Annotated in this window: 17 protein-coding genes and 2 pseudogenes; 9 read left to right on the top strand and 10 right to left on the bottom strand. The window is 71.4% G+C overall.

The features are described from left to right. Nucleotides 1-18: 18 nt before the first annotated feature. Nucleotides 19-1,239, bottom strand: coding sequence for an MFS transporter (locus tag ACZ6BG_RS18435; protein ID WP_469002344.1), 1,221 nt, complete (start codon nt 1,237-1,239; stop codon nt 19-21). 131 nt (nt 1,240-1,370) lie between these two features. Here ACZ6BG_RS18435 and ACZ6BG_RS18440 point away from each other — a divergent pair, with 131 nt between their 5' ends. Together ACZ6BG_RS18440 and ACZ6BG_RS18445 are read left to right on the top strand one after the other, a co-directional pair. Next, the gene (locus ACZ6BG_RS18440; protein ID WP_469002346.1) at nt 1,371-1,685 is read left to right on the top strand and encodes an ArsR/SmtB family transcription factor; all 315 of its coding nucleotides are present in this window, start codon (nt 1,371-1,373) and stop codon (nt 1,683-1,685) included. Between the two features lie 156 nt (nt 1,686-1,841). Further along, a complete protein-coding gene (locus ACZ6BG_RS18445; protein ID WP_469002348.1) occupies nt 1,842-2,633 on the top strand; it encodes a class I SAM-dependent methyltransferase in 792 nt (263 codons plus the stop codon). A 22-nt stretch (nt 2,634-2,655) separates the two neighbouring features. Here the strand turns inward: ACZ6BG_RS18445 and ACZ6BG_RS18450 are convergent, their stop codons facing one another. Together ACZ6BG_RS18450 and ACZ6BG_RS18455 are read right to left on the bottom strand one after the other, a co-directional pair. After that, nucleotides 2,656-3,870 (bottom strand): serine hydrolase domain-containing protein, encoded by a 1,215-nt coding sequence (locus ACZ6BG_RS18450; RefSeq protein WP_469002350.1) that lies wholly within the window; start codon nt 3,868-3,870, stop codon nt 2,656-2,658. Nucleotides 3,871-4,000: 130 nt separating this feature from the next. After that, nucleotides 4,001-4,900, bottom strand: coding sequence for a LysR family transcriptional regulator (locus ACZ6BG_RS18455; protein WP_469002352.1), 900 nt, complete (start codon nt 4,898-4,900; stop codon nt 4,001-4,003). A 70-nt stretch (nt 4,901-4,970) separates the two neighbouring features. Here ACZ6BG_RS18455 and ACZ6BG_RS18460 point away from each other — a divergent pair, with 70 nt between their 5' ends. Both ACZ6BG_RS18460 and ACZ6BG_RS18465 read left to right on the top strand, forming a co-directional pair. Next, entirely contained in the window at nt 4,971-5,912 is a 942-nt protein-coding gene (locus tag ACZ6BG_RS18460; protein ID WP_469002354.1) for an NAD-dependent epimerase/dehydratase family protein, read from the top strand. Nucleotides 5,913-5,926: 14 nt separating this feature from the next. Then, nucleotides 5,927-6,811: an aldo/keto reductase gene (locus tag ACZ6BG_RS18465; RefSeq protein ID WP_469002357.1), complete on the top strand. Its 885-nt coding sequence runs from the start codon at nt 5,927-5,929 to the stop codon at nt 6,809-6,811. A 58-nt stretch (nt 6,812-6,869) separates the two neighbouring features. On the opposite strand, the gene ACZ6BG_RS18470 is transcribed toward ACZ6BG_RS18465, so the two are convergent. The 5 genes and pseudogenes from ACZ6BG_RS18470 to ACZ6BG_RS18490 all read right to left on the bottom strand — a co-directional run bounded on the left by ACZ6BG_RS18470 (nt 6,870) and on the right by ACZ6BG_RS18490 (nt 11,368). Further along, entirely contained in the window at nt 6,870-8,330 is a 1,461-nt protein-coding gene (locus tag ACZ6BG_RS18470; protein ID WP_469002359.1) for a M14 family zinc carboxypeptidase, read from the bottom strand. Beyond that, a complete protein-coding gene (locus ACZ6BG_RS18475; protein WP_469002361.1) occupies nt 8,330-8,674 on the bottom strand; it encodes a hypothetical protein in 345 nt (114 codons plus the stop codon). The genes ACZ6BG_RS18470 and ACZ6BG_RS18475 overlap by 1 nt, the downstream gene beginning before the upstream one ends. A 408-nt stretch (nt 8,675-9,082) precedes the next feature. After that, a complete protein-coding gene (locus ACZ6BG_RS18480; protein ID WP_469002363.1) occupies nt 9,083-10,243 on the bottom strand; it encodes an alkaline phosphatase PhoX in 1,161 nt (386 codons plus the stop codon). Between the two features lie 160 nt (nt 10,244-10,403). Beyond that, nucleotides 10,404-10,535: pseudogene (locus ACZ6BG_RS18485) on the bottom strand (zinc-binding dehydrogenase); the annotation flags it as partial. Between the two features lie 116 nt (nt 10,536-10,651). Continuing rightward, the gene (locus ACZ6BG_RS18490; RefSeq protein WP_469002998.1) at nt 10,652-11,368 is read right to left on the bottom strand and encodes a FadR/GntR family transcriptional regulator; all 717 of its coding nucleotides are present in this window, start codon (nt 11,366-11,368) and stop codon (nt 10,652-10,654) included. A 238-nt stretch (nt 11,369-11,606) separates the two neighbouring features. On the opposite strand from ACZ6BG_RS18490, the gene ACZ6BG_RS18495 reads away from it, so the two are divergent. From ACZ6BG_RS18495 to ACZ6BG_RS18505, 3 genes are all read left to right on the top strand, one after another. Continuing rightward, the gene (locus ACZ6BG_RS18495) at nt 11,607-12,623 is read left to right on the top strand and encodes a sugar ABC transporter substrate-binding protein (protein WP_469002365.1); all 1,017 of its coding nucleotides are present in this window, start codon (nt 11,607-11,609) and stop codon (nt 12,621-12,623) included. Between the two features lie 200 nt (nt 12,624-12,823). Continuing rightward, nucleotides 12,824-14,659: a sigma-70 family RNA polymerase sigma factor gene (locus ACZ6BG_RS18500; RefSeq protein ID WP_469002367.1), complete on the top strand. Its 1,836-nt coding sequence runs from the start codon at nt 12,824-12,826 to the stop codon at nt 14,657-14,659. Nucleotides 14,660-14,823: 164 nt separating this feature from the next. Further along, nucleotides 14,824-15,648 (top strand): metalloregulator ArsR/SmtB family transcription factor, encoded by an 825-nt coding sequence (locus ACZ6BG_RS18505; protein ID WP_469002369.1) that lies wholly within the window; start codon nt 14,824-14,826, stop codon nt 15,646-15,648. Between the two features lie 121 nt (nt 15,649-15,769). On the opposite strand, the gene eno is transcribed toward ACZ6BG_RS18505, so the two are convergent. Next, the gene (gene eno, locus ACZ6BG_RS18510; protein WP_469002372.1) at nt 15,770-17,053 is read right to left on the bottom strand and encodes a phosphopyruvate hydratase; all 1,284 of its coding nucleotides are present in this window, start codon (nt 17,051-17,053) and stop codon (nt 15,770-15,772) included. Nucleotides 17,054-17,146: 93 nt separating this feature from the next. Here eno and ACZ6BG_RS18515 point away from each other — a divergent pair, with 93 nt between their 5' ends. After that, complete coding sequence (locus tag ACZ6BG_RS18515; RefSeq protein WP_469002374.1) at nt 17,147-18,007, top strand: winged helix-turn-helix transcriptional regulator; 861 nt, start codon at nt 17,147-17,149, stop codon at nt 18,005-18,007. 113 nt (nt 18,008-18,120) lie between these two features. Here the strand turns inward: ACZ6BG_RS18515 and ACZ6BG_RS18520 are convergent, their stop codons facing one another. After that, nucleotides 18,121-19,563, bottom strand: coding sequence for an RICIN domain-containing protein (locus tag ACZ6BG_RS18520; protein WP_469002376.1), 1,443 nt, complete (start codon nt 19,561-19,563; stop codon nt 18,121-18,123). Nucleotides 19,564-19,832: 269 nt separating this feature from the next. Between ACZ6BG_RS18520 and ACZ6BG_RS18525 the strand changes: the two are divergent. Continuing rightward, nucleotides 19,833-20,885: pseudogene (locus ACZ6BG_RS18525) on the top strand (extracellular catalytic domain type 1 short-chain-length polyhydroxyalkanoate depolymerase); the annotation flags it as partial. Nucleotides 20,886-20,899 lie beyond the last annotated feature (14 nt).

Genomic DNA, 20,899 nt, shown 5'->3' on the forward strand with positions numbered 1-20,899 from the left:
TCGCCGCCTCGTTCGGGCTCAGTTGGAGGAGATGGTCTGGGCGCGGTCCGTCGTCGCCGTCTCGGTGGGGCCCTGCTCCGTGCCGTCCTGCCCGGCCGGGCGCTTCCCGCCGGCCCCGCGCGTGCTCGCCAGGGCGACGAGGAGCCCCAGGGCGGTGACGCCCGCCGCCGGTATGCCGAGCCACACGGGGGAGACCGACCGTTGTGCGAGGCCGCCGAGCGCTCCGCCCAGGGCGACACCGACGTAGATCGCCGAGGCGTTGAGGCCGAGGAGCACCGGTGTGGCTGCCGGGGCGTGGGCGATGAGTCGGTGCTGCTGTGGGACCACCGGGACGCCCGCGCACAGGCCCAGCGCCGCCGTCCACACGAAGGCGGTGCCGAGGGTCTCCACGGCCACGCGGCCGGTGGCCAGCACGACGACGGCGGCGGCGAGGCTCCCGATCAGGACCCGTTCGGGCCGGTGGCGGTCGGAGAGCCGCCCCGCGAGCAGGTTGCCGCCAAGGACTCCGAGCCCGAACACGAAGAGCACCGCGGTGAGCGTGGCCTCGGAGCCGTCCGTCACCTCGGCCAGCGCGGCCGCGATGTACGTGTAGAGCAGGTAGGTCCCGGTGAGGGCGAGCATGGTGACGCTGAGCACCCCGAGTACCCACCGGTCCTTGAGGGGAGCGAGCCGCGCCCGGAACGTGGCGGCGGGCAGCGTGATCCTCGGGATGCCGAACGCGATGCCGAGCGCGGCCACGGCTCCGAGCGCGGCGACGGCCCACAGCGTCAGGTGCCAGTCGCCGCGCCCGATGAGGGTGCCCAGCGGGAGGCCGATCGCGCTGGAGAGCGTCAGCCCGCCGAGCACGAACGCGAGGGCCCGGCCCCGGCGTTCCGGCGGCGCGACGGCCGCCGCGGCGCTGGAGGCGGTGGAGGAGATGATCCCGGCCCCGGCCGCGGTCACGACGCGGGCGGTCATGACGGCGCCGTACGAGGTCGCGAGGGCCGTGGCGGCGTTGCCGACGACGAAGACGCCGAGGGCCAGGAGCAGGGCGGTGCGGCGGTCGAGGGTACTGGTCGCCCAGCCGAGGACCGGGGCGGCGACCGCGAGGGTCAGCGCGAAGACGGTCACGAGCTGTCCGGCCGTGGGAACGCTGACGTCCAGGTCGTCGGCGATGGCGGGGAGCAGTCCGGCGATCACGAAGCCGTCGGTGCCGACGGCGAACGTCGCAAGGGCGAGGGGCGACAGGCGTTTGTACATGGGCCATCCATTCCGCTGCACGGTGCGTCGAGGCGGTTCGACGCGGCACAACGTAACCAACACATGGATGCTTGTCCATGTATCAATGTGTGGGCTAGCCTGGTCGCCGTGAAGCTACGGACAGGTCGGTCATGCGTGCGTTGACGCAGCCGACGAAGGACGAGATCAAGCTCGTTGAGATCCTCCACGCGCTGGCGGACCCGGTCCGGCTCGCGATCCTGGGCCGCCTTGCCGACAGCGGCCGCGAGAGCTGCTCGGGCATCAGCGAGACCATCGACGTCCACCAGACGACGATGTCCCACCACTACCGGGTGCTCCGCGAGGCCGGACTCACCTGGACCACGGTGGAAGGCCGGTCGCGGTACGTCAGCCTGCGCCGCGACGACTTGAACGACCGCTTCCCCGGCCTGCTCGACGCCGTGCTCACCCAGGTCCGGCCGGACTGACGCGCGTCCCGGCGGTCTCGGCGCGCTCCGGGGCGACGGCGCGGGAACCGGTGTGGAGCGAAACGGCGTCGATCATCAGGATGATGCCGGCGCGCCCTGCCGGGACCGGTGTGACACCAGTGCGCCCTGCCGGGACCAGTGGGACGCCAGCGCGTCATGCCGAGACGACTGGACGGAGACCGCAGCGTGCCCACCGCCGAAAGCCCTGCCCAGCCCACGCCTCCGGCTCGGGCGAACGACTACGACAGCTTTGCCGAGGCGTACGCGGCCCTCAGTGAGACCAGTCTCCTGAACGCCTACTGCGAGCGGCCCGCGATGCTGTCCCTCGCCGGGGACGTGGCCGACCGCCGGATCCTCGACGCCGGTTGCGGTTCGGGTCCGCTGTTCGCCGCGCTGCGCGATCGGGGCGCGGCCGTCACCGGCGTCGACTCCAGCGCCGGGATGGTGGGGCTGGCACGGCGGCGGCTCGGTGCCGACGCGGACCTGCACGTGGCCGACCTGAGGGACCCGCTGCCGTTCGCCGACGGGGCGTTCGACGATGTCCTCGCTTCGCTGGTGCTGCACTACCTGGAGGACTGGGGGCCGACGCTGGCCGAGATGCGGCGCGTGCTCAGGCCCGGCGGCCGCCTGATCGTGTCGGTGTCGCACCCGTTCGTGGACTACGCGATCCAGGACCCCCGGCCCGACTACTCCGCGACCACCAGCTACACCGCGGATTGGACCGACCTGGTGGGGCGGCCCGCCCCGATGACCTTCTGGCGCAGGCCGCTGCACGCGATGACCGACGCCTTCACCGCGGCCGGGTTCCGCCTGGCCGCCCTCAGCGAGCCGAAGCCCGATCCGGCCGCCCGCGAGCTGTACCCCGACGACTTCCCGAGCCTCTCGACCAAGATGAGCTTCCTGCTCTTCGTCCTGGAGGTCCGCCCGGCCTCCGGCTCGGCCGAGTAGCGGGCGACCGGGGCGGACCCTGCTACTTGCAGAGCGCCGTCTGGACGGCTGCCTTCATGTCGGCGCTCTGCGCGTCCGTACCACCCGGGTCGACGTTCACCATGACCGTCGCCTGCCTGCCGCCGAACGTGGCCCCGGCCACCGTCTCGTAGCCGAACATGTCGCCGCTGTGCCCCCAGTAGAGGCCGCCGCAGGGCAGGGGCCTGCTCTCCAGGCCGAGGCCGTACGCCCGGCCGTCCGGGTTGCCGGTCGGGCGCGTCCGCGTCATCTCCCGGAGCTGGGCCGGGCGGAGCAGCCTGCCGCGCAGGAGCGCGTCAAGGAACCGGTTGACGTCGGCGCCGCTGGAGATCATCTCGCCGCCCGCCCCCGCGACCGAGGGGTTGATGGCGGTGAGGTCCAGGAGCGGCGCGTTCTCGCCCGGCCGTACGTACCCGCGCGGGTGCGGCCCGGGAATGGCCGACGCGTCCCCCGGCACCTGGGTCTCGCGCAGGCCGAGCGGCTTGATGACGCGCCGCCGGATCTCGTCGGCGTACGGATGGCCGGTGACCCTCTCGATGATCATGCCTGCCAGGAGATAGCCCGTACTGGAGTAGCGCCAGCCCGCGCCCGGCTTGAAGGTCGGGGGGTGGGCGAGCGCGGTGTTCACGAGGTCGCGCGTGTCGTGGTGGGCGAGCGGGTTCTTGATGATCTCCTGCGGCTTCAAGTGGTCGAGGATGTCGGGTACGCCGCTGGTGTGCTGAAGGAGTTGACGGACCGTCGTGCGGCGGCCGTCGTTGCCGTGTCCGCGTACGACACCGGGAAGGTAGCGCTCCACCGGCGCGTCGAGGACCACGCGCCGCTCTCCGACCAACTGGAGCATGACCGTCGCCACGAACGTCTTGGTCATGCTGCCGATCCGGAATCTGCTGTCGCCCCGCACCGGGGCGTGGCTCTTGACGTCCGCGACCCCGCTGGTCAGCACCGTGCTACCGCGCCGGTCGCGCAGGGCGACGAGCGCCCCGGGCCCGCCGTCGACCGTGGTGAGCCGTCGCAGGAGCGCACGGAGCCGAGCGTGGTCGGCGGTGGTGGCAGTGCTGGTGGCGGCAGAGGCATCGGCGGGGGCGGCGGACCCGGCCGCGGCGAGTGGCGCGGTGGCGTCCCGCCCGGGGAGGTCGCCGGCCGTCAGCGTGCCCATCGCGACACCGACCGCCACGGCCAGGGTGACGGAGCCCCGCAACGCACGCCTGTGTCCGATCACTTGTGCCCCCTTGGTCGTCGTGCGGGCCCTCATGGAGGGAGCGCGGTGGGCGCTCCCTGTGCCCGCCGTCCCACGATGTCCCCAGAGCGGAGCCAGGGCGATGAGGCGACCATCCGGATCGGTGCTGGGGTTAACCCCAGTCGGCCTGCTCGCGGAGTGCCTCGATGAACGTCGCGAGGTGCGGGCGGTCGTGACGGCGGTCGATCGTGGCGACGCCGATGTACCGGGCCGGAGCCGGTGGTCGGACCGGGATGGTGCGCAGGCCCGGCACCGGCGGGACGAGCGCGATGGAAGGGATCAGGGAGATGCCCAGGCCCGCGGCGACGAGCGAGCGGGCGAAGAAGTAGTCGGTGGTGGTCCCGCGCACGTCCGGTTCGAAGCCCGCCCGCTCGGCGTGGCGGCGCAGGTGCGCCTCGGTCTTGAGGCAGCCGAGCACCCAGGGCTCCGTCGCGAGTTCGCTGATGTCGAGCGCCGCGCGGTCGGCGAAACGGTGCCCTTCGGGCAGGACGACGTGCAGGGGATCCTCCTTGAGCGGCGTCCACCGCAGACTGGTCGGGCTCGGCCCGACGGGCAGCGGGCCGTCGAAGTGGTAGGCGAGCGCGAGGTCGACGGCGCCCTGGCGGACCAGGGGCAGGGTGACCTCGGGCTCGCCCTCCCTGATGTGGAGCTGGGTGTGGGGGTGGGCTGCCATCAGCCGGGGGAGCGCGCCGGGCAGCAGGTGCCTGCCGCCGCTGCTGAAGGTGGCGACGGTGAACTGGACGCGGCCCGTGCTGAGCCGCTCGACCTGCTGCTTCGCCTGTGCGAGCTCGGCCGCGACGGACTCGGCGGCCCCGACCATGATCTGACCCGCCTGCGTGAGAGTGACCCCGCGCGTGCTGCGCGCCACGACCTGGGCGCCGAGGCTGCGTTCGAGGACCGCCACGTGCTGGGAGACGGCGGAGGGGGTGAGGCGGAGGGCCGCGGCGGCCTTGCTGAAGCTGCCGTGGTCCGCCACCGCCCGCAGGACGCGGAGCCGCTGCACATCGATCAACAGTTTTCCTTAAAGCGATTCCAGTAAGCCACCACTTCTGCTGATGACAGTAGGTGTCCAGAGTGGAGGCATGCAAAGGATCTGCGTCATCGGCGGAAGCCGCTACTTCGGAAAGCTCCTGGTCGAGCGCCTGAGGGCGGGCGGCCATCAGGTCACCGTGATCAACCGAGGCTCCGCCCGGCCGCCCGCCGGGGTCGAGCACCTCGTCGTGGACCGCGACGACGAGGCCGCCCTGGTCGCCGCGCTCGGCTCCCGCACCTTCGACACGGTCGTCGACCAGGTCTGCTACACCCCCGTGCAGGCCGCGATCGCCGCCCGCGCCTTCGCCGACCGCACCCGGCGCTACGTCATGACCTCCACGATCGAGGTCTACGACCCGGCGACCGCCGCGCTGCCGACGGTGCCCACGGGCACCCCGGTGCCGGAGGGGAACGTCGACCCGCGCGCCTGGCAGGTGGCCATGGACCTGCCCTGGCACGACGAGGCGTACCTGGAGGCCCACTACGCCGAGGGCAAGCGCCAGGCGGAGGCCGTCCTCACCCGGGAGGGCGGCTTCGCGTTCACCGCCGTCCGCAGCGCGCACGTCCTGGGCGGCGGCAGGCAGGAGTTCACGGGCCGCCTGACGTACTACACCGAGCGCATCGCCCGAGGCGACACGATCGCCGTGCATGCCAACGCGCTTCCGACGGTGTTCATCCACCACGAGGAACTGGCGGACCTGCTGCTGTGGGCGGCCACCGCCACCGATGTCACCGGCCCGGTCAACGCCTGCTCCGACGGGCCGCTCGACGTACACGACCTGGCCGCGATCGTCGCCGCGCAGACCGGCCGCGAGCCCGTCCACGAGACCGTCGCGGCGGGCGCGACCGCCTCACCGTTCTCCTTCGACCGCCACTACGCCATGAGCAACTCCCGCGCGAAACAACTGGGCTTCGCCTTCTCCCGTACGACCGACTGGCTCCCCGGCGCCGTCGCCGAAGCCCTCACCGCGTCCGCCGCCCCCACTGCCTGAGGAACCGAACCGCCGTGCGACACCGCTTCATCGGAGACACCGCCGTCAGCGCCATCGGCCTCGGCGCCATGCCCTTGTCCATCGAGCACCGCCCGGACGAGGCGCGCGCCATTGCCACCGTCCACGCCGCCCTCGACGCCGGTGTCACGTTCATCGACACCGCCGACAGCTACCACTGGCACGCCGACGAGGTGGGCCACAACGAACTCCTCATCGCCCGCGCCCTGGCCCGCTACGGCGGCGACACCTCCGACGTCCTGATCGGGACCAAGGGCGGCCGAGGGCGCCCCGGAGACGGCAGTTGGACCGTGACCGGCACCCCGGCCCATCTCAAGCGCGCAGCCGAGGCCTCCGCCAAGCGCCTCGGCGTCGACACGATCGGCCTGTACCAACTGCACAAGCCGGACTCCGCCGTGCCCTGGGCGGAGTCCGTCGGCGCCCTGCGCGACCTGCTCGACGCCGGCATCGTCCGCGCCGCCGGCGTCTCGAACGTGACCGTCGAGCAGATCCGCGAGGCGCGTCAGATCCTCGGCGACGGACTCGTCTCCGTACAGAACCAGTACTCGCCCGCGGTCCGGGACAGCGAGCCCGAACTGCGCCTGAGCGCCGAACTGGGCCTCGCGTTCCTGCCCTGGAGCCCTCTCGGCGGCATCTCCCGCAGCTCACTCGACGGCCCCTCCGGCCCGTCCTCCGTCGGCACCGCCTTCCACCGCGTCGCGGCCGAGCGCGGTGTCAGCCCGCAGCAGATCGCCTTGGCGTGGCTCCTGAGCCGCTCCCCTTCCGTGATCCCGGTGCCGGGAGCCAGCCGCCCGACTTCCATCGCCGACTCGGCGCGGGCCACGGAACTCACGCTGAGCGCGGGAGAGCTGACGCGGCTGGGCGAGGCGCTGCCGGGCTGACGCCCCGCACGGGCGCCGAGCGGTCCCGCCCGGCTGGTCGGCGGCGTCCCGGGCCTCGTCACTCCGACCGCGGGCCCCTGCCCATCAGTTCCCGCACCACCTCGGCCGCTGGCACCCTCCGCGCGCGGTCGAGTGTCACACCGACCGCCTTCAGATCGACGCGCACCTGCTCGTCCTTCGCTCCGGCCCGGCCGGCGAGTTCGTTCAGGAGGGCGAGGCCCTGGTCGACGTCGTCGTCGGTCGCCACGAGCTTCTCGTCCGCGACCAGCTTTGCCGCGCGTTCGATCAGTGCGGCGGCCCGGCCCGCCAGGCGCTCGTCGGCCAACAGCACCGAAGCGACGGGCAGTTCGACCCGCTCGATGAGGGTGATCCACTCCCGTCCGGCCTCGGTGGTCGAGAGCTGTTCGTCGCGGACCCGGCGCAGCGCGTCCACCTCGGTCTGGCGGCCGAGCAGCCGTACTCCGATCAGGTCGAAGGCGCAGACGCTCTGCTGGGCGAGGGCGAGGACGCCCGCTTTGGCGTCGCGCTTGATGAGGGTGGGGTCCCGCGGGTGGAAGGAGTCCTCGACGGTTGCGACCCGCGGGCCCGTTTCGAGGGTGAAGCCGTACGTCTTGTGCAGCGCGGGATTCGCGATGTGCCTGCTGTAGGCGTAGTCGCTCTGGGTGCCGGTGGTGGCGTACAGCGCCCGGCCCGTCTGGGGGGTGTACGCCCGCCCGCGTACCGCCGCGATCGCCTCGACGACGCGTTGTGCGACCGTCGTGAAGCGGAGCTGGTCCCGGGCGGTGATGTACTCCCGGTAGCCCGGGGTGCCGAGGGGCGCGCAGGTTCCGGTGGGCAGGCCGGTGAAGCGCTGGGCCGGGTCGTCGGTCTGGCTGTGGGCGTGGCCCCATGGATAGAGGACCAGCTCCGAGAACGAGTGCACGTCCGCGAACGTGAGGATCTGCCGTGTGTCGAGCAGGTGCTTGACGTTGCGGGTCTCCGGCTCGGAGAAGGCGCCGGACCCGACGAAGACCTCGCTGCAGGGGTTGCACGAGGTCTGCCCCTCCGTCACGCCCCACACGAAGTCCGCGTTGCGATTGAGGTCGACCCCGTCGCACGTGGTCCCCGGGTTGTCACGGAGGTTGCCGCGCCACATGTTGTCGACCGTCATCACCCGGTGGCGCCCGTCTGGGTTGACGCAGGGCACGATCCACACGTCGAGGCTCTCCAGGACGAGCTTGACGTCGAGGGCGGTCCAGGTCCGGCCGCCGTACACCACGGGAGTGCCGTTCAGGTAGCTCGTGACGAGGTCGACGGTGAGTTCCACCAGGGCGTCGGGGTTCATCAGTTCGCGCGCGTGGGTGCCGCCCACGAACAGGACACCGCGGCGGTTTCCGCCCGGACCGCCGCGCAGCCGCAGGGCGAACACGGGGCGCCCCTGAAGGGAGGGCTCGGGCAGTTGGATCCTCGTGCACAGTTGCGGGAACGACGTGGCGAGCTGTGCGATCACCGAGTCGAGCTGGGAGACGGTGCGGTACATCACGCACCCCCCGGCCGTTGGATGCCCTGGAGCCGCTCGTCCAGCCAGGCCCTGACCGCGTCGTCCTGCTCGACCAGCTCGGCGGGCAGGGGGCGGACGGGCACCGGGGCGTGCAGATGGACTTCGTAGCCGCTCTCCAGTAATCGACGGCACTCGTCGGCGCTGACGAGCACCCGGACCGCGCCCTCCGGGTCGGGGATCCGGTCCAGGTCCAGATCGGCGATGCCGCGAAGGTCGCGGTTCGCCGCTCCGGGGTGGACCGTGGCGTCGAAACGCACCGCCGGGTCCTCGCCCCCGGCGCCCCGGGACGGAGGCCGCTGTGCGCGTCCGGATGGCTCGCTCATGTCCGTCTCCTCACGGGGACGGCCGGAAGGGGATGCGGTTCCCCTGACCGGTCGGGGCGGCCCGGACCGGAGTGACGGGACCGCCGGGCCGGTCATCGCGCCCAGCAGGCCCGGCGGGGCCGGTAAAATCCGACAATCCCCGCCATCGACGATGGAACAGCCCAGATCCGCTGTCAACGCCGCTGCCACAAGCGGTGGTTACCGCCTCCGGCCCGCGCTCAGTCCTGGCGCATCTCCCACGGGTCCGGCGTCCCATGGGACAGGTCCAGGCGGTACGCCAGGAGCGACCGGATCCCGATCGCGATCACCGCTGCGATGCCCGGCCGACTCCAGCGGGACTGCTCTCCGGGGCCGCCGCCGTTGTTCAGGGGCGGCCCCGGGGGGTGTTCAAGTGCCGCTGTAGGAAGGTCAGGTGCGGAAGGGCCCGGTGACCTCGTAGGTGATGCCGCCCGACGAGCTTCCCGAAGTGCCGCGCTGACTGGAGAAGTACAGGCGGGACCCGTTGGGCGAGAAGGCCGGGCCGGTGATCTCCGAGCCGGACTGGCCGTTGATCCGCAGGAACGGCGCGACGATGTCGTCCGGGGTGATGATGCAGATCTCCATGCTGCCGCCGTCCTCGGCGATGAACAGGTCGCCGGAGGAGGAGCCGGTGACGTTGTCGACGCCGGTCAGCGGGGCAGGACCGGGGTTGACCAGGTTGTCGTCGTAGGCCAGTTCGTAGGTGCTGTTCGTGAGGTTGAGCTGCCAGACACGGTTGTCGCCCTTGGTGGTGAACCAGACGGTGTCGCCCGCGTAGTGGCAGCCCTCGCCGCCGTTGAACCGCTTGGCGCCGGACACCTGGTTGCGGGTCGCGGTGGGTGAGCCGTCCGGGTCCGGCACGTTCGCCCAGGTGAAGGAGCCGGAGGTGCCGGTGCCCGCCACCAGCACTTGCAGGGTGCCGGCGGACAGATCGCCCCAGGTGGTCGGCCGGAAGCGGTAGAAGCAGCCGTCGCCCTCGTCCTCGGTGAGGTAGATCGCCTGGCGTCCCGGGTCGGCGGCCGCGGCCTCGTGTTTGAAGCGGCCCATGGCGTCCCGCCGGGTGGCGGCGTTCACGCCCCACGGGTCGGTCTCGTAGACGTAGCCGAGGGAGACCTCCTCGCAGGAGAGCCAGGTGTTCCACGGGGTGGCGCCGCCCGCGCAGTTCTGCCGGGTGTTGGACAGGACGCGGTGGGCGCCGGTGACGGTGCCCGAGGAGTCGAACTTCACGGCGCTCGCCCCGCCGCCGGGGTTGATCTCCGAGTTGGAGACATAGATCCAGCCCGCGCCGTCGGCGAAACACGCGCCGCCGTCAGGGGCGTTGTGCCAGGTGTAGGACGTGCCGGGGACGGCCTGGGTCGAGCGGGCGATGACCCGGCTGGTGAAGCCGCTGGGCAGTCGGATGCCGTTGGCGTCGGCGGTACCGAGCGCGCCGTAGGGGCCGGGGCCGTTCTGGGCCGGGGCCGCGTAGGCGGCGCCGTGCATGAGGGTGCCGCCGAAGGCGGCGGCCGACGTCCCGATGACGGCTCCGCGCAGGAAGGTACGACGTTCCACATCTACTCCTTCGTCCAGGAGGGGCGGACAACGATGGGTTGAGCACCTTGCCGACTGGTCATCGAGGAGAACCTAGAGGGCGCCGCGCCCCGCTGATGAGGCCCGCGCAGGCGAACTCTTCTTGTCCGACGGGTGAGCGGGACTCTGCGAAGAGGGAAGCTCAGACGCGGACCACGACCTTCCCCCGTGTGTGTCCGCGCTCGGCGTACGCGTGCGCTTCGGAGACGTCGTCGAGCGGGTAGGTCCGGTCGAGGCGCGGTGTGTAGCGGCCTTGGCGGCCGAGTTCGGCTGCCAGCGGATCGCCGACCTGCTCGCGGTGCGCGACCGGCTCGACGACGTGATCGCCATCACGCGGGACTCTGATTCCGACTGCTCCCACATGCGGTGAGGGCTGCCGCCGCGACGACTTCAGGCCTCGCGGCTCGCGGCCAGCCTCTCTCGGAGCCACTGCTCGACCTCGCCGACGTGGGCCGCGGCCGCGACCCGGGCCGCCTCCGGGTCCCGGGCGACCAGCGCCCGGTGGATGCTGGCGTGTTCGCGGCGGGTGCGCTCGATGGCGCCCTCTTCCTGGTAGCCCCGCCGGACCCGGGTGCGGAAGGTGCGGGAGGACAGGCCGTCGAGGACGGCCGCCATGGTGTCGTTGCCCGCGGCCTCGTTGATGGCCCGGTGGAACGCGACATCGTGGGCGAGGAGATCCTCCGCGTCGTCGGTGCTGTCCATGGCCCTCAAGTGCCGCTCGACCTCGACGAGTTGGTCGGCGTCGATGCGGGCCGCCGCAAGCGCGGCCGCGGTGGACTCCAACACCTTGCGGACTTCGAGGAGTTCGACCATCTGCGGCCCCCGGGAGAGGTCGGCGACGACGCCGAAGGACTCCAGGAGGTCACCGGCCGCGAGCTGGGTGACGTACACCCCTGACCCGTGCCGCGCCTCCAGGACGCCCATGAACGTCAGCGCGCGTACGGCCTCGCGCATCGAGCTGCGCGATACGCCGAGCTGCACGGCCAAGTCCCGTTCGGTGGGAAGTCGTTGCCCCGGTCCGAGCAGTCCGTCGGCGATCATCGCCTTGATCTGGTCGATGGCGCGCTGTGTCACCGTGCCCTTCTGCGGGGCGGTGCGCACGTCCAGATCTTCCACAGCTGCTCCTCCAAGTCCCTTGCGGCCGAGTCTAACCACGAGGGTGATCAGACCAATCTCCGGTATCGCGCCGAAGATCAGTACCTCTGAGCCATTGACTCCGCCGAGTGATCCGATGAACATTCAGAGCCACCGACGGCGGATGTCGGAACCCCTCACGCTCACCACACTTGTATGGAGCCGATACGTGGCCAGAACAACCCTCGGGATCAGAGCACGAGCAGTGCGCGTGGCGGCAGTTGGCGCCAGCGTCACCCTGGTGCTCTCGGCCTGTGGCAGCACGGATGACACCGCGGGATCCGGTGGCGGGGGCGGTGGTGAGGGCAAGGTGGGCGTGATCCTGCCGTTGCTGACCTCGCCGTTCTGGCAGTCGTACAACGACTACGTGCCGAAGATGGCGAAGTCCGAGGACGTCGACGCGCTCAAGACCGTCAACTCCAACAGCGATCCCGCGCAGCAGATCACGGACATCAACAACCAGCTGAACCAGGGTGTGAAGGGTCTGGTCGTCGCGCCGATCGACAGTGCCGCGATCTCCGCGGGCCTCGACCAGGCGGAGCGCAAGGGCGTGCCCGTGGTCGCCGTGGACGTGGCGCCGGAGAAGGGCAAGGTCGCGATGGTCGTGCGCGCGAACAACGTCGCGTACGGCCAGAAGGCCTGTGACTACCTCGGCGACGAGATCAAGAGCGGGAAGGTCGTCCAGATCATGGGCGATCTGGCCTCCGTCAACGGCCGGGACCGGTCCAAGGCCTTCCGCCAGTGCATGAAGGAGAAGTACCCGAAGGTGAAGGTCCTGGAGATTCCCGCGAAGTGGGAGTCGGACACCGCCGCGTCCAAGCTGGACACCCTTCTCAACTCCGACCCGGACATCGAGGGCATTTACATGCAGGCGGGCGGCGTCTACCTCGCGCCCACCCTCCAGACCCTCAAGGCGAAGGGCATGCTGAAGAAGGCGGGCACGAAGGGGCACATCACGATCGTGTCGAACGACGGCATCCCGCAGGAATTCGACGCGATCAGCAAGGGCGAGATCGACGCGACCGTCTCGCAGCCCGCCGACGCGTACGCGAAGTACGGCATGTTCTACATCAAGGCCGCGATGAACGGGGAGAAGTTCAAGCCCGGCCCCACCGATCACGGCTCGACCATCGTGCGGCTGCCCAACGGGATGCTGGAGGACCAGCTGTCCGCGCCGCTGGTGACCAAGGAGAACGTGGGGCTGTTCCACGACGGCGATGACCGGTGACCGGTGACCGGCCACCGGCCACTGTCCGTGTCCGGGTGATCGGCCCGGTCTGAGCCGGACGCGGCCCCGGTCGTGGTCGCGTCCGCCTCGCCACTCGCTTGTTCATCCGCCACTCCTGTTTCTGTTATCCCGCCCCCGCCCTCAGGTCTCCCTGGTGTCGGACGGAAAATGCGGGGGACAGGGAAAGGACGTGGGCGGCCGTGACAGCGACTGAGGAGCACCGTGCCGCGGTGGTCGAGGCGGCGCGGCAGGGTGCCCTGTGGGCGCAGGACGAGCTGGTCACCGAGTATCTGCCGCTGGTCTACAACATCGTGGGCCGGGCGCTGAACGGGCACGCGGACGTCGACGACGTGGTGCAGGAGACGATGATCCGCGCGCTCGGCGCGCTCGCCTCGCTCCAGGACCCGCGCAGCTTCCGGTCCTGGCTGGTGGCCATCGCGATGAACCAGATCCGCGGGCACTGGCACAAGCAGCAGGCCGCACCCTCCGGTTCCGGTCTCCAGGACGCGTACGACGTGGCCGATCCGGGCGCCGACTTCGTGGACCTGACGATCCTGCGCCTGGGTCTGGAGGGGCAGCGGCGGGAGGCGGCCGAGGCCACCCGCTGGCTGGACACCGACGACCGCGCGCTCCTCTCCTTGTGGTGGCTGGAGGCGGCGGGGGAGCTGAGCCGCAGCGATGTGGCCGCCGCCATGTGCCTGTCACCGCAGCACACGGCGGTGCGGGTGCAGCGCATGAAGGCGCAGCTCGAGACGGCCCGCCTTGTCGTACGGGCGCTGTCCGCGCAGCCCTCGTGCGCGGGGCTCGCCTCGGTGCTCGGGGTCTGGGACGGGCATCCGTCCGGGCTGTGGCGCAAGCGCATCGCCCGGCATGTGCGGGACTGCACGGCCTGCTCCGGGTACGAGGCGGGGCTGGTGCCGGCCGAGGGGCTGCTGGTGGGTCTCGGGTTGGTGCCGGTGGCGCTGGCCGGGCTTGCGGGGCTCGCGGCGCTGGGGCGGGGTGGAGGGTCGGGTGCGGGGCTCGGTCACGGTACGGATGTTGCGTACGGTGCGGACTTGGGGCATGGCGCGGACTTGGGCCAGGGGGCGGACTGGGGTCACGGGGGCGACTTCGCCCAGGGCGCGGACTTCGCTCACGGCTCGGGCTCGGCCCAGGGCGCCGACTTCGCCCCGGCTGGTTACGACGGCTTCGCGGGCGACCCTCTGCGCCCGGACGTCCCGCTGGACCACATCTCCGCGCCGACCGGCGTTCCCGCCGGTGACACCTCCGTCCTCGCCACCGTGGGCGACGCCCCGCCCCCCGGCCGCCGCAGCCACCGCCGCCCGGGCCGAATAGCCAAGCGGCGGCGCGCCACCGTCCTCGCGGCCGCCGCCGCCGTACTCGTCACCGGAGGCACGATGGCGAGCCTGCACCTGTTGCCGGGCGACGGAGAGGACGACAAGTCGACCTCCGCGGCGGACGCGCCGCCCAAGACGTCCGCCGCCCCCGACTCGCCCTCGCCCACCGCCTCGCCCTCACCGTCGCGCAAGCCCAAGGCGAAGCCGAGCAAGTCCGCCGCGCCCAAGCCCAAGCCCTCGCGTACGAAGAAGCCCGCGCCGAAGCCGCCCCGGACCGAGAAGCCGAAGCCCAGGCCCACCGCGCCGACCGCGCCCACCGCCGCCCCCGCGAACACCACGGCCGGGAAGGTCCTGGCTCTCGTCAACGACGAGCGGGTCAAGGCCGGTTGCCGTCCCCTGAAGCTCGACGACCGGCTCTCCCGCGCCGCTCAGCTCCACAGCGAGGACATGTCCGACAACAACTACTTCGACCACACCAGCCAGGACGGCCGTTCCTTCGCCGACCGGGCCACGGCCCAGGGCTATCCGTCGCCCGGCGCCGAGAACATCGCCCGCGGCCAGAATTCCCCTGACTCCGTGATGCAGTCGTGGATGAACTCGCAGGGCCACCGCGAGAACATCCTCAACTGCGACCTCACCACGATGGGCGTGGGCGTGGTCGAGAAGGACTGGACGTGGACCCAGGTGTTCGGGAGGTAGCCGGACGCGGCGCCTGCCGCTGAACATCCGGCTGCCGAGTGATCGACCCGACGTTCTCCAGGAGGGCCCTGTACGTTCGCTTCGCTGAAGGCGGGGCGAAGGGTGCGACTGCCCACTCAGATGTCCTTTGACGCGAATATTCGTCTGGGTGAATGCTGCTGCCCATGGGCGCAGACGCACTCCTCACCGCACTGGCCGACCCGGCCCGCTGGCGGCTCGTGGCCCTCCTGGCCGAGCGGCCCCGGCCGGTCGGCGTCCTCGCCCAGCTCGCCGAGGCGCGCCAGCCGCAGACGACCAAGCACCTTCAGCACCTGGAGCGCGCCGGTGTCGTCACGTCGCAGCGCACCGGCCAGCGCCGCATCTACGCCCTCCGCTCCGACTCCCTGCGGGACCTGGCCGCCGTGCTCCACGGGCTCGCCGACACCGCGGACCAGGCCGGCGGCCCCCGCGAGACCTCCGACCGCTACGGACGCAGCCTCGACGCGGAGCGCCGCGCGGCGGAGGTACCGGGGTGGGCCGATTGCCGCTCGTTCCGGTTCCACCGCTCCCTGGCCGGGGACCTCGACCTGGTCTGGCGCCACCTGACCGAGCCCTCCCTGCTCACCCGGTGGTGGACGCCCGACGAGCTGCGCGTCTCCGAACTCGTCTTCGAGGCGCGCCCGGGCGGACGCGTCGTCCTGCGGTACCGCGACTCCGACGACGTCGACGGCTCCGACCAGGTCGCCGGGCACGGAGAAGGAGTCGTCGAGGACGTGCGCCCCGGTGAGCGCCTCGCCCACCGGCTCTCCCCGCACCTTCCCGACGGCAGCTCCGCCTTCACCGCCCACGTCGACTTCGGCCTCCGGGCCACCGGCACCGGCACGGACCTCGACGTCCAGTACCGGATCACCGGCAGCACGGTCGACTCCGCGGACTTCATCGCGGGCATCGAGGTCGGCTTCGGCCAGAGCCTCGACAAGCTCGCCGAAACCGTCCGTGCATCCCGGTGAACGTACAAGGCACCTCACACCGAAACCACGGAGGAGGAAACGCAGTCATGACCGACTCCACCGCACGCAAAGTGACCGCGAACATCGCCCTGAGGCGGGCGGCCTGTGCCGGTCGACGACGTCAGCGCCGCAGGCCCAGCGCCTCCCGCCCCGCGTACCGCGCCTGCGCGCCCAGCTCCTCCTCGATCCGGAACAACTGGTTGTACTTGGCGGTGCGGTCGGAGCGGGACAGGGAACCGGTCTTGATCTGGCCGCAGCCGGTGGCGACGGCGAGGTCGGCGATGGTGGTGTCCTCGGTCTCGCCGGAGCGGTGGGACATCACGACGGTGTAGCCGGCGCGGTGGGCGGTGGAGACCGTGGCGAGGGTCTCGGTGAGGGTGCCGATCTGGTTGACCTTCACCAGGATCGAGTTGGCGACGCCGTCGCGGATGCCGGCGGTGAGCAGCGTCTCGTTGGTGCAGAAGACGTCGTCGCCGGTGAGCTGGCAGCGGTCGCCGAGGCGGGCGGTGAGGTCGCGCCAGCCGTCGTGGTCGTCCTCGGCCATCGGGTCCTCGATGGAGGCGACGGGGTAGCGGTCGACGAGGGCGGCGAGGTAGTCGGCGTGCTCGGCAGGGGTGCGGCGGACGCCCTCGCCCGCGTAGTCGTAGACCCCGTCGTGGAAGAACTCCGAGGTGGCCGGGTCCATGACGAGGGTGATGTCGGTGCCGGGCTTGTAGCCGGTCTGCTCGATGGCGCGGACGACGAAGTCCAGGGCCTCGTCGGCGGTGCGCAGGTCGGGTGCGAAGCCGCCCTCGTCACCCACGTTCACGCTGTGTCCGGCGGCGATCAGGTTGCCGCGCAAGGTGTGGAAGACCTCCGAGCCCATCCGGACGGCCTCGGCGAAAGTCGCCGCGCCGATCGGGGCGATCATGAACTCCTGGAAGTCGAGCGGATTGTCGGCGTGCGCGCCGCCGTTGACGATGTTCATCATCGGCACCGGCAGGAGCCGGGCGTCGACCCCGCCGACGTAGCGGTAGAGCGGCAGCCGGTGGGCGGCCGCGGCGGCCTTGGCGGTCGCCAGGGAGACGCCGAGCAGGGCGTTCGCGCCGAGCCGCGACTTCGTGTCCGTGCCGTCCAGGTCGATCATCGTGCGGTCCACGGTCGCCTGGTCCTCGGCGTCGAGTCCGGTCACGGCGTCCGCGATGCTCTCGTTCACGGCGTCGACGGCACGCCGAACTCCCTTGCCGTGGTACCGGTTCGGGTCGCCGTCACGCAGCTCCACCGCCTCCCTGGCTCCGGTGGACGCGCCCGAGGGAACGGCCGCGCGGCCGAGCGAACCGTCCTTGAGCTCCACGTCGACCTCGACGGTGGGATTGCCCCGGCTGTCGATGATCTCGCGTGCGACGACCCGGCTGATGGCGGTCACGGTGCAACTCCTCACGCTGGGCCCGCGCGGCGGCGGGCGGTAAGTTTCAAGCAGAAACAAAGTGGGTCCCGAAAAGGAACCTACTATGGGTCCATGAGGATGCACAACGCTGACGAGACCTGCGGCATCGCCCAGGCCGCCCTGGTCCTTGGCGACTGGTGGAACGTGCTGGTGCTGCGCGAAGTAGCCCGCGGCCACGTCCGCTTCGACGCGCTCGCCGCCGAGATCGGACTGTCCCGCAAGGTCCTCACCGAGCGCCTCGGGCGGCTCGTCGCCCAGGGTGTGCTGCGCCGCAGCCTCTACCAACGGCGTCCCGTACGGTACGAGTACGTGCTCACCGACGCCGGAGCCGCGCTGCTCCCGTTGCTCGTCGCCATGCAGGACTGGGGCGACCGGTGGCTCCTCGGTGACGGCAGCCTCACCGGGACCGCCGAGGCGGACAGCGCCGAACACGCCCGCGTCCACGCCCTGACCGGCACCCGCCTGCCCGACGGCCTCGACCTGCCCGGCCCAGGGGGCGCCGACCTGCCCCTGATCTCCCCGGACGCCGTCGCGACCGTCCTGTTCACCTACCCCGGCACGGGCATCCAGTGGGGCGAGCCGCCGATCCCCGGCGCGGTCGGCTGCACGTTGGAGAACCGGCTCTTCCGCGACGCCTGGCCCGACTTCCGCGCGGCGGACGTGGACGTACGCGGAATCAGCACCCAACTCCTCCACGAGCAGGAAGAGTTCGCGCGCGTCGAGCAGGTGCCGTACACCCTCCTTTCCGACGCCTCCCACCGGCTGGCCGCGGCCCTGCGCCTGCCGACCTTCCGTGGCGCTGGCAGGCTGCGCCACAAGCGTCTGATCCTGATCGTCGACGCCGAACGGACCGTGCGGCACACGCTGTTCCCGGTCGTCGACATCCCGCACGCGGTCGAGGAGAGCCTGCGCCTGGCCGCGGGGTGGATCTAAGCCGACGCGGGACACCGCCCCGTCCGCCGCGGGACGAGAGGCCCGCTGGAGCCGGACGAGAGGCCATGCGCCGGACGGCAGGTCCGCCGACGCCGGACGACGGGCCGCCCGACTCAGGCCGCGCGCCGCCGGAACTGCTGATCGGCGCCGCTCCCGCAAGGCTGCTGCACGAGCCGCGCCCCGTCCTGCGTGGACCCGTCCGCGACGGTCAGGCACTTGCCGCTGTGCCGGGCCGCGAGCCGGTAGCGCCCGTCGCCCTGGTCCTGGAACTGCCACTGCTGGTGGGCTCCATTGCCGCAGCGGTACTGGTTCACGGCGGCGCCGTCGCCGGTGGACTCGTCGGCGACGTCCAGGCACTTGCCGCTGTGCTGGGCCAGCACGCGGGCGTATCCGCCGCCCACGTCCTCGAGCCGCCACCGCTGGTTGAGGCCGAGGTCGCAGCCGTACTGGACGACGGTCGCGTTGTCGGCGGCGGAGTCGTCGGACACGTCGAGGCACTTGCCGCTGTGCCGGGCCTCAAGGCCGAAGTGCGGGCCGCCCTCCGCGCCCTCGATGGTCCCGGCGGCGGCGTCGATGCCGACCTTCGGGTACCACGGCAGCGTCAGCCGGGTCCGCGTCGGGAACGACAGTGGCAGCCACACGTACTGCGAGTCGTTGACCGTGCCGCCCATGGAGTTGCCCCAGCGGTCGCCCATGTACAGGTACGAGGTGCCCGAACTCCCCTGCACGGGCAGGACGAAGGTCGTCTGGGAGTGGTAGCCGTTGTCGTTGCCCGCGTCCTTCATCTCGCTCCAGGGGCCGGTGACGCTGGTCGCGGTGGCGTACTGCTGCTGGTTGGGCTGCCAGCCGCTGTTGCCCGAGGTGAGCATGAAGTACACGCCGTCCCGCTTGAACAGCGCGGGCGCCTCCCGGTACGTCCCCGCCCAGGGGTTCGCGACCAGCTTGTCGTAGCGGGTGTAGTCGGAGGTGAGCCGGTAGATGTGCAGGTCGGCGTTGTCCCTGGCGGACGTGATCTGGTACGCCGTGCCGTCGTCGTCCTGGAACAGGGTCATGTCCCGGGACGTGACGTCGCCCGGCGGCCGCATGCTGCCCTTCCAGGTGTAGTCGCCGTCGACGGTGTCGGAGACGGCGACGGCCGCGCGGGCCTCGCTGTAGTCGCCGTTGCCCTTCTCCTTGTGCATCCACATGACGAACTGGCCGGTGGACTTGTTGTAGATCACCTTGGGGCGCTCGATGTTGGCGACCTTCAGCTCGGGGGTGGACTCCTGGGTCAGGACGTCCTTCTTGAACTCCCAGGTCTTGAGGTCGGTGGAGCGGTAGACGGACACGGCCTTGAAGTTGTTGCCGCCGTCGCGGTTCTCGCCGAACCAGTAGTAGGCGGAGCCGACCTTGATGATCCCGCCGCCGTGGGCGTGGACCGGCGCCCCGTCGGTGTCGCTGAACTGCGTTCCGTTGGTGACCGTGACCGGGGCGGCCTGTGCCGGGGGAGCGGCGGTGAGGAGCGCGAGCACACTCGCGCACGCGGCCAGGAGGGGGGTGAGGGTGCGTCTCAACATGAAGGAACCTTCGTTGCGTTCTGAATTGTTGATTCATGTGTGATTCTGTGGAACGGGACCGTAGGAGCGTGCGCGCGGTTCGTCAATACGTTCAACACGGTCCGTTTCACGGCTGCTTGGCGGATCGCCGCGCACAGCGACTCCGTTCCGGCCGCGCAACAGGGCGTACGGCCTGTGCGTGCGGCGTGGTTGTGGGGGTCGGCGCCATGTCGCGAGGTTCGGGGGCGCTCCTAGGGTGACGGGCACCTCGCCGCTCGCAGGAGGCACTCATGGCGTACGCAATCGCCCAACTACCCACCCGAACAGGTCTGTTGGCCCGGCGGACGGAATGGCTCCGACGCCGGACGCGCAGGATCGGCACGCTGGTCGCGGCCCTCGCGCTCGCCTCCGGCGCGTCCCTGTTCGCCCCGGCCCCCGAGGCGCGCGCGGCGGTCGCCCTGCAGCGGGTGACCGACTTCGGAGCCAACCCGGGGGCGCTGAACATGTACGTGTACCGGCCGACGTCACTGCCCGCGCGTCCGGCCGTGGTGGTGGCCCTGCACGGCTGCACCCAGAGCGCCCAGCTCTACGCCGACAACTCCGGCCTGACCAAGTTCGCCGACCGGTACGGGTTCCTGCTGGTCTTCGCCGAGACCACGACGTCGAACAACCTCAACAAGTGCTTCAACTGGTTCCAGAGCGCCGATACCCAGCGCGGACAGGGTGAGGTCGCCTCGATCCGGCAGATGGTCGCCAAGGCCGGATCCGCCTACGGCGGCGACCCCACCCGTACGTACGTGACGGGCCTGTCGGCGGGTGGCGGGATGACTTCGGCTCTGCTCGCCACCTACCCGGACGTCTTCCGGGCGGGGGCGGTCGTCGCCGGTCTGCCCTACCGCTGCGCCACCGACGTCCTGTCCGCGTTCACCTGTATGAACCCCGGCGTGACCCGGACCCCCGCGGCCTGGGCGAAGAGCGTGAAGGACGCCGCCTCGGGCCACACCGGGCCGTGGCCGCGCGTGGCCGTCTGGCACGGCGACCGCGACACCACGGTCGTGCCGAAGAACGCGGACGCGCTGCGCGATCAGTGGACGGCCGTGCACGGCCTGAAACAGACGCCCGACCGCACGTCCACCATCGGGCCCAACGGCACCCGACGCGAGCAGTATCTCGCCGCCGACGGCAGCGTCGCGGTCGAGGTCGACCGGGTGCCGACCATCGGCCACGGCACCCCGGTCGACCCCGGAAGCGGGGCGCGGCAGTGCGGGGCGACGGGCACCGCCCACTTCGTCGCGTCGATCTGCTCCAGCTACTGGATCACCGAGTTCTTCGGCCTCCACGGGTGAGCCCGCGCTTC

Source organism: Streptomyces sp. NPDC041205 (assembly GCF_055591765.1).

Coding starts and splice junctions, on each gene's coding strand:
- ACZ6BG_RS18505 (WP_469002369.1), top strand. CDS start 14,824: ATGGGCGCAGACGCACTCCTCACCGCACTGGCCGACCCGGCCCGCTGG.
- ACZ6BG_RS18515 (WP_469002374.1), top strand. CDS start 17,147: ATGAGGATGCACAACGCTGACGAGACCTGCGGCATCGCCCAGGCCGCC.
- ACZ6BG_RS18440 (WP_469002346.1), top strand. CDS start 1,371: ATGCGTGCGTTGACGCAGCCGACGAAGGACGAGATCAAGCTCGTTGAG.
- ACZ6BG_RS18435 (WP_469002344.1), bottom strand. CDS start 1,239: ATGTACAAACGCCTGTCGCCCCTCGCCCTTGCGACGTTCGCCGTCGGC.
- ACZ6BG_RS18460 (WP_469002354.1), top strand. CDS start 4,971: ATGCAAAGGATCTGCGTCATCGGCGGAAGCCGCTACTTCGGAAAGCTC.
- ACZ6BG_RS18475 (WP_469002361.1), bottom strand. CDS start 8,674: ATGAGCGAGCCATCCGGACGCGCACAGCGGCCTCCGTCCCGGGGCGCC.
- ACZ6BG_RS18520 (WP_469002376.1), bottom strand. CDS start 19,563: ATGTTGAGACGCACCCTCACCCCCCTCCTGGCCGCGTGCGCGAGTGTG.
- ACZ6BG_RS18470 (WP_469002359.1), bottom strand. CDS start 8,330: ATGTACCGCACCGTCTCCCAGCTCGACTCGGTGATCGCACAGCTCGCC.
- ACZ6BG_RS18445 (WP_469002348.1), top strand. CDS start 1,842: ATGCCGAGACGACTGGACGGAGACCGCAGCGTGCCCACCGCCGAAAGC.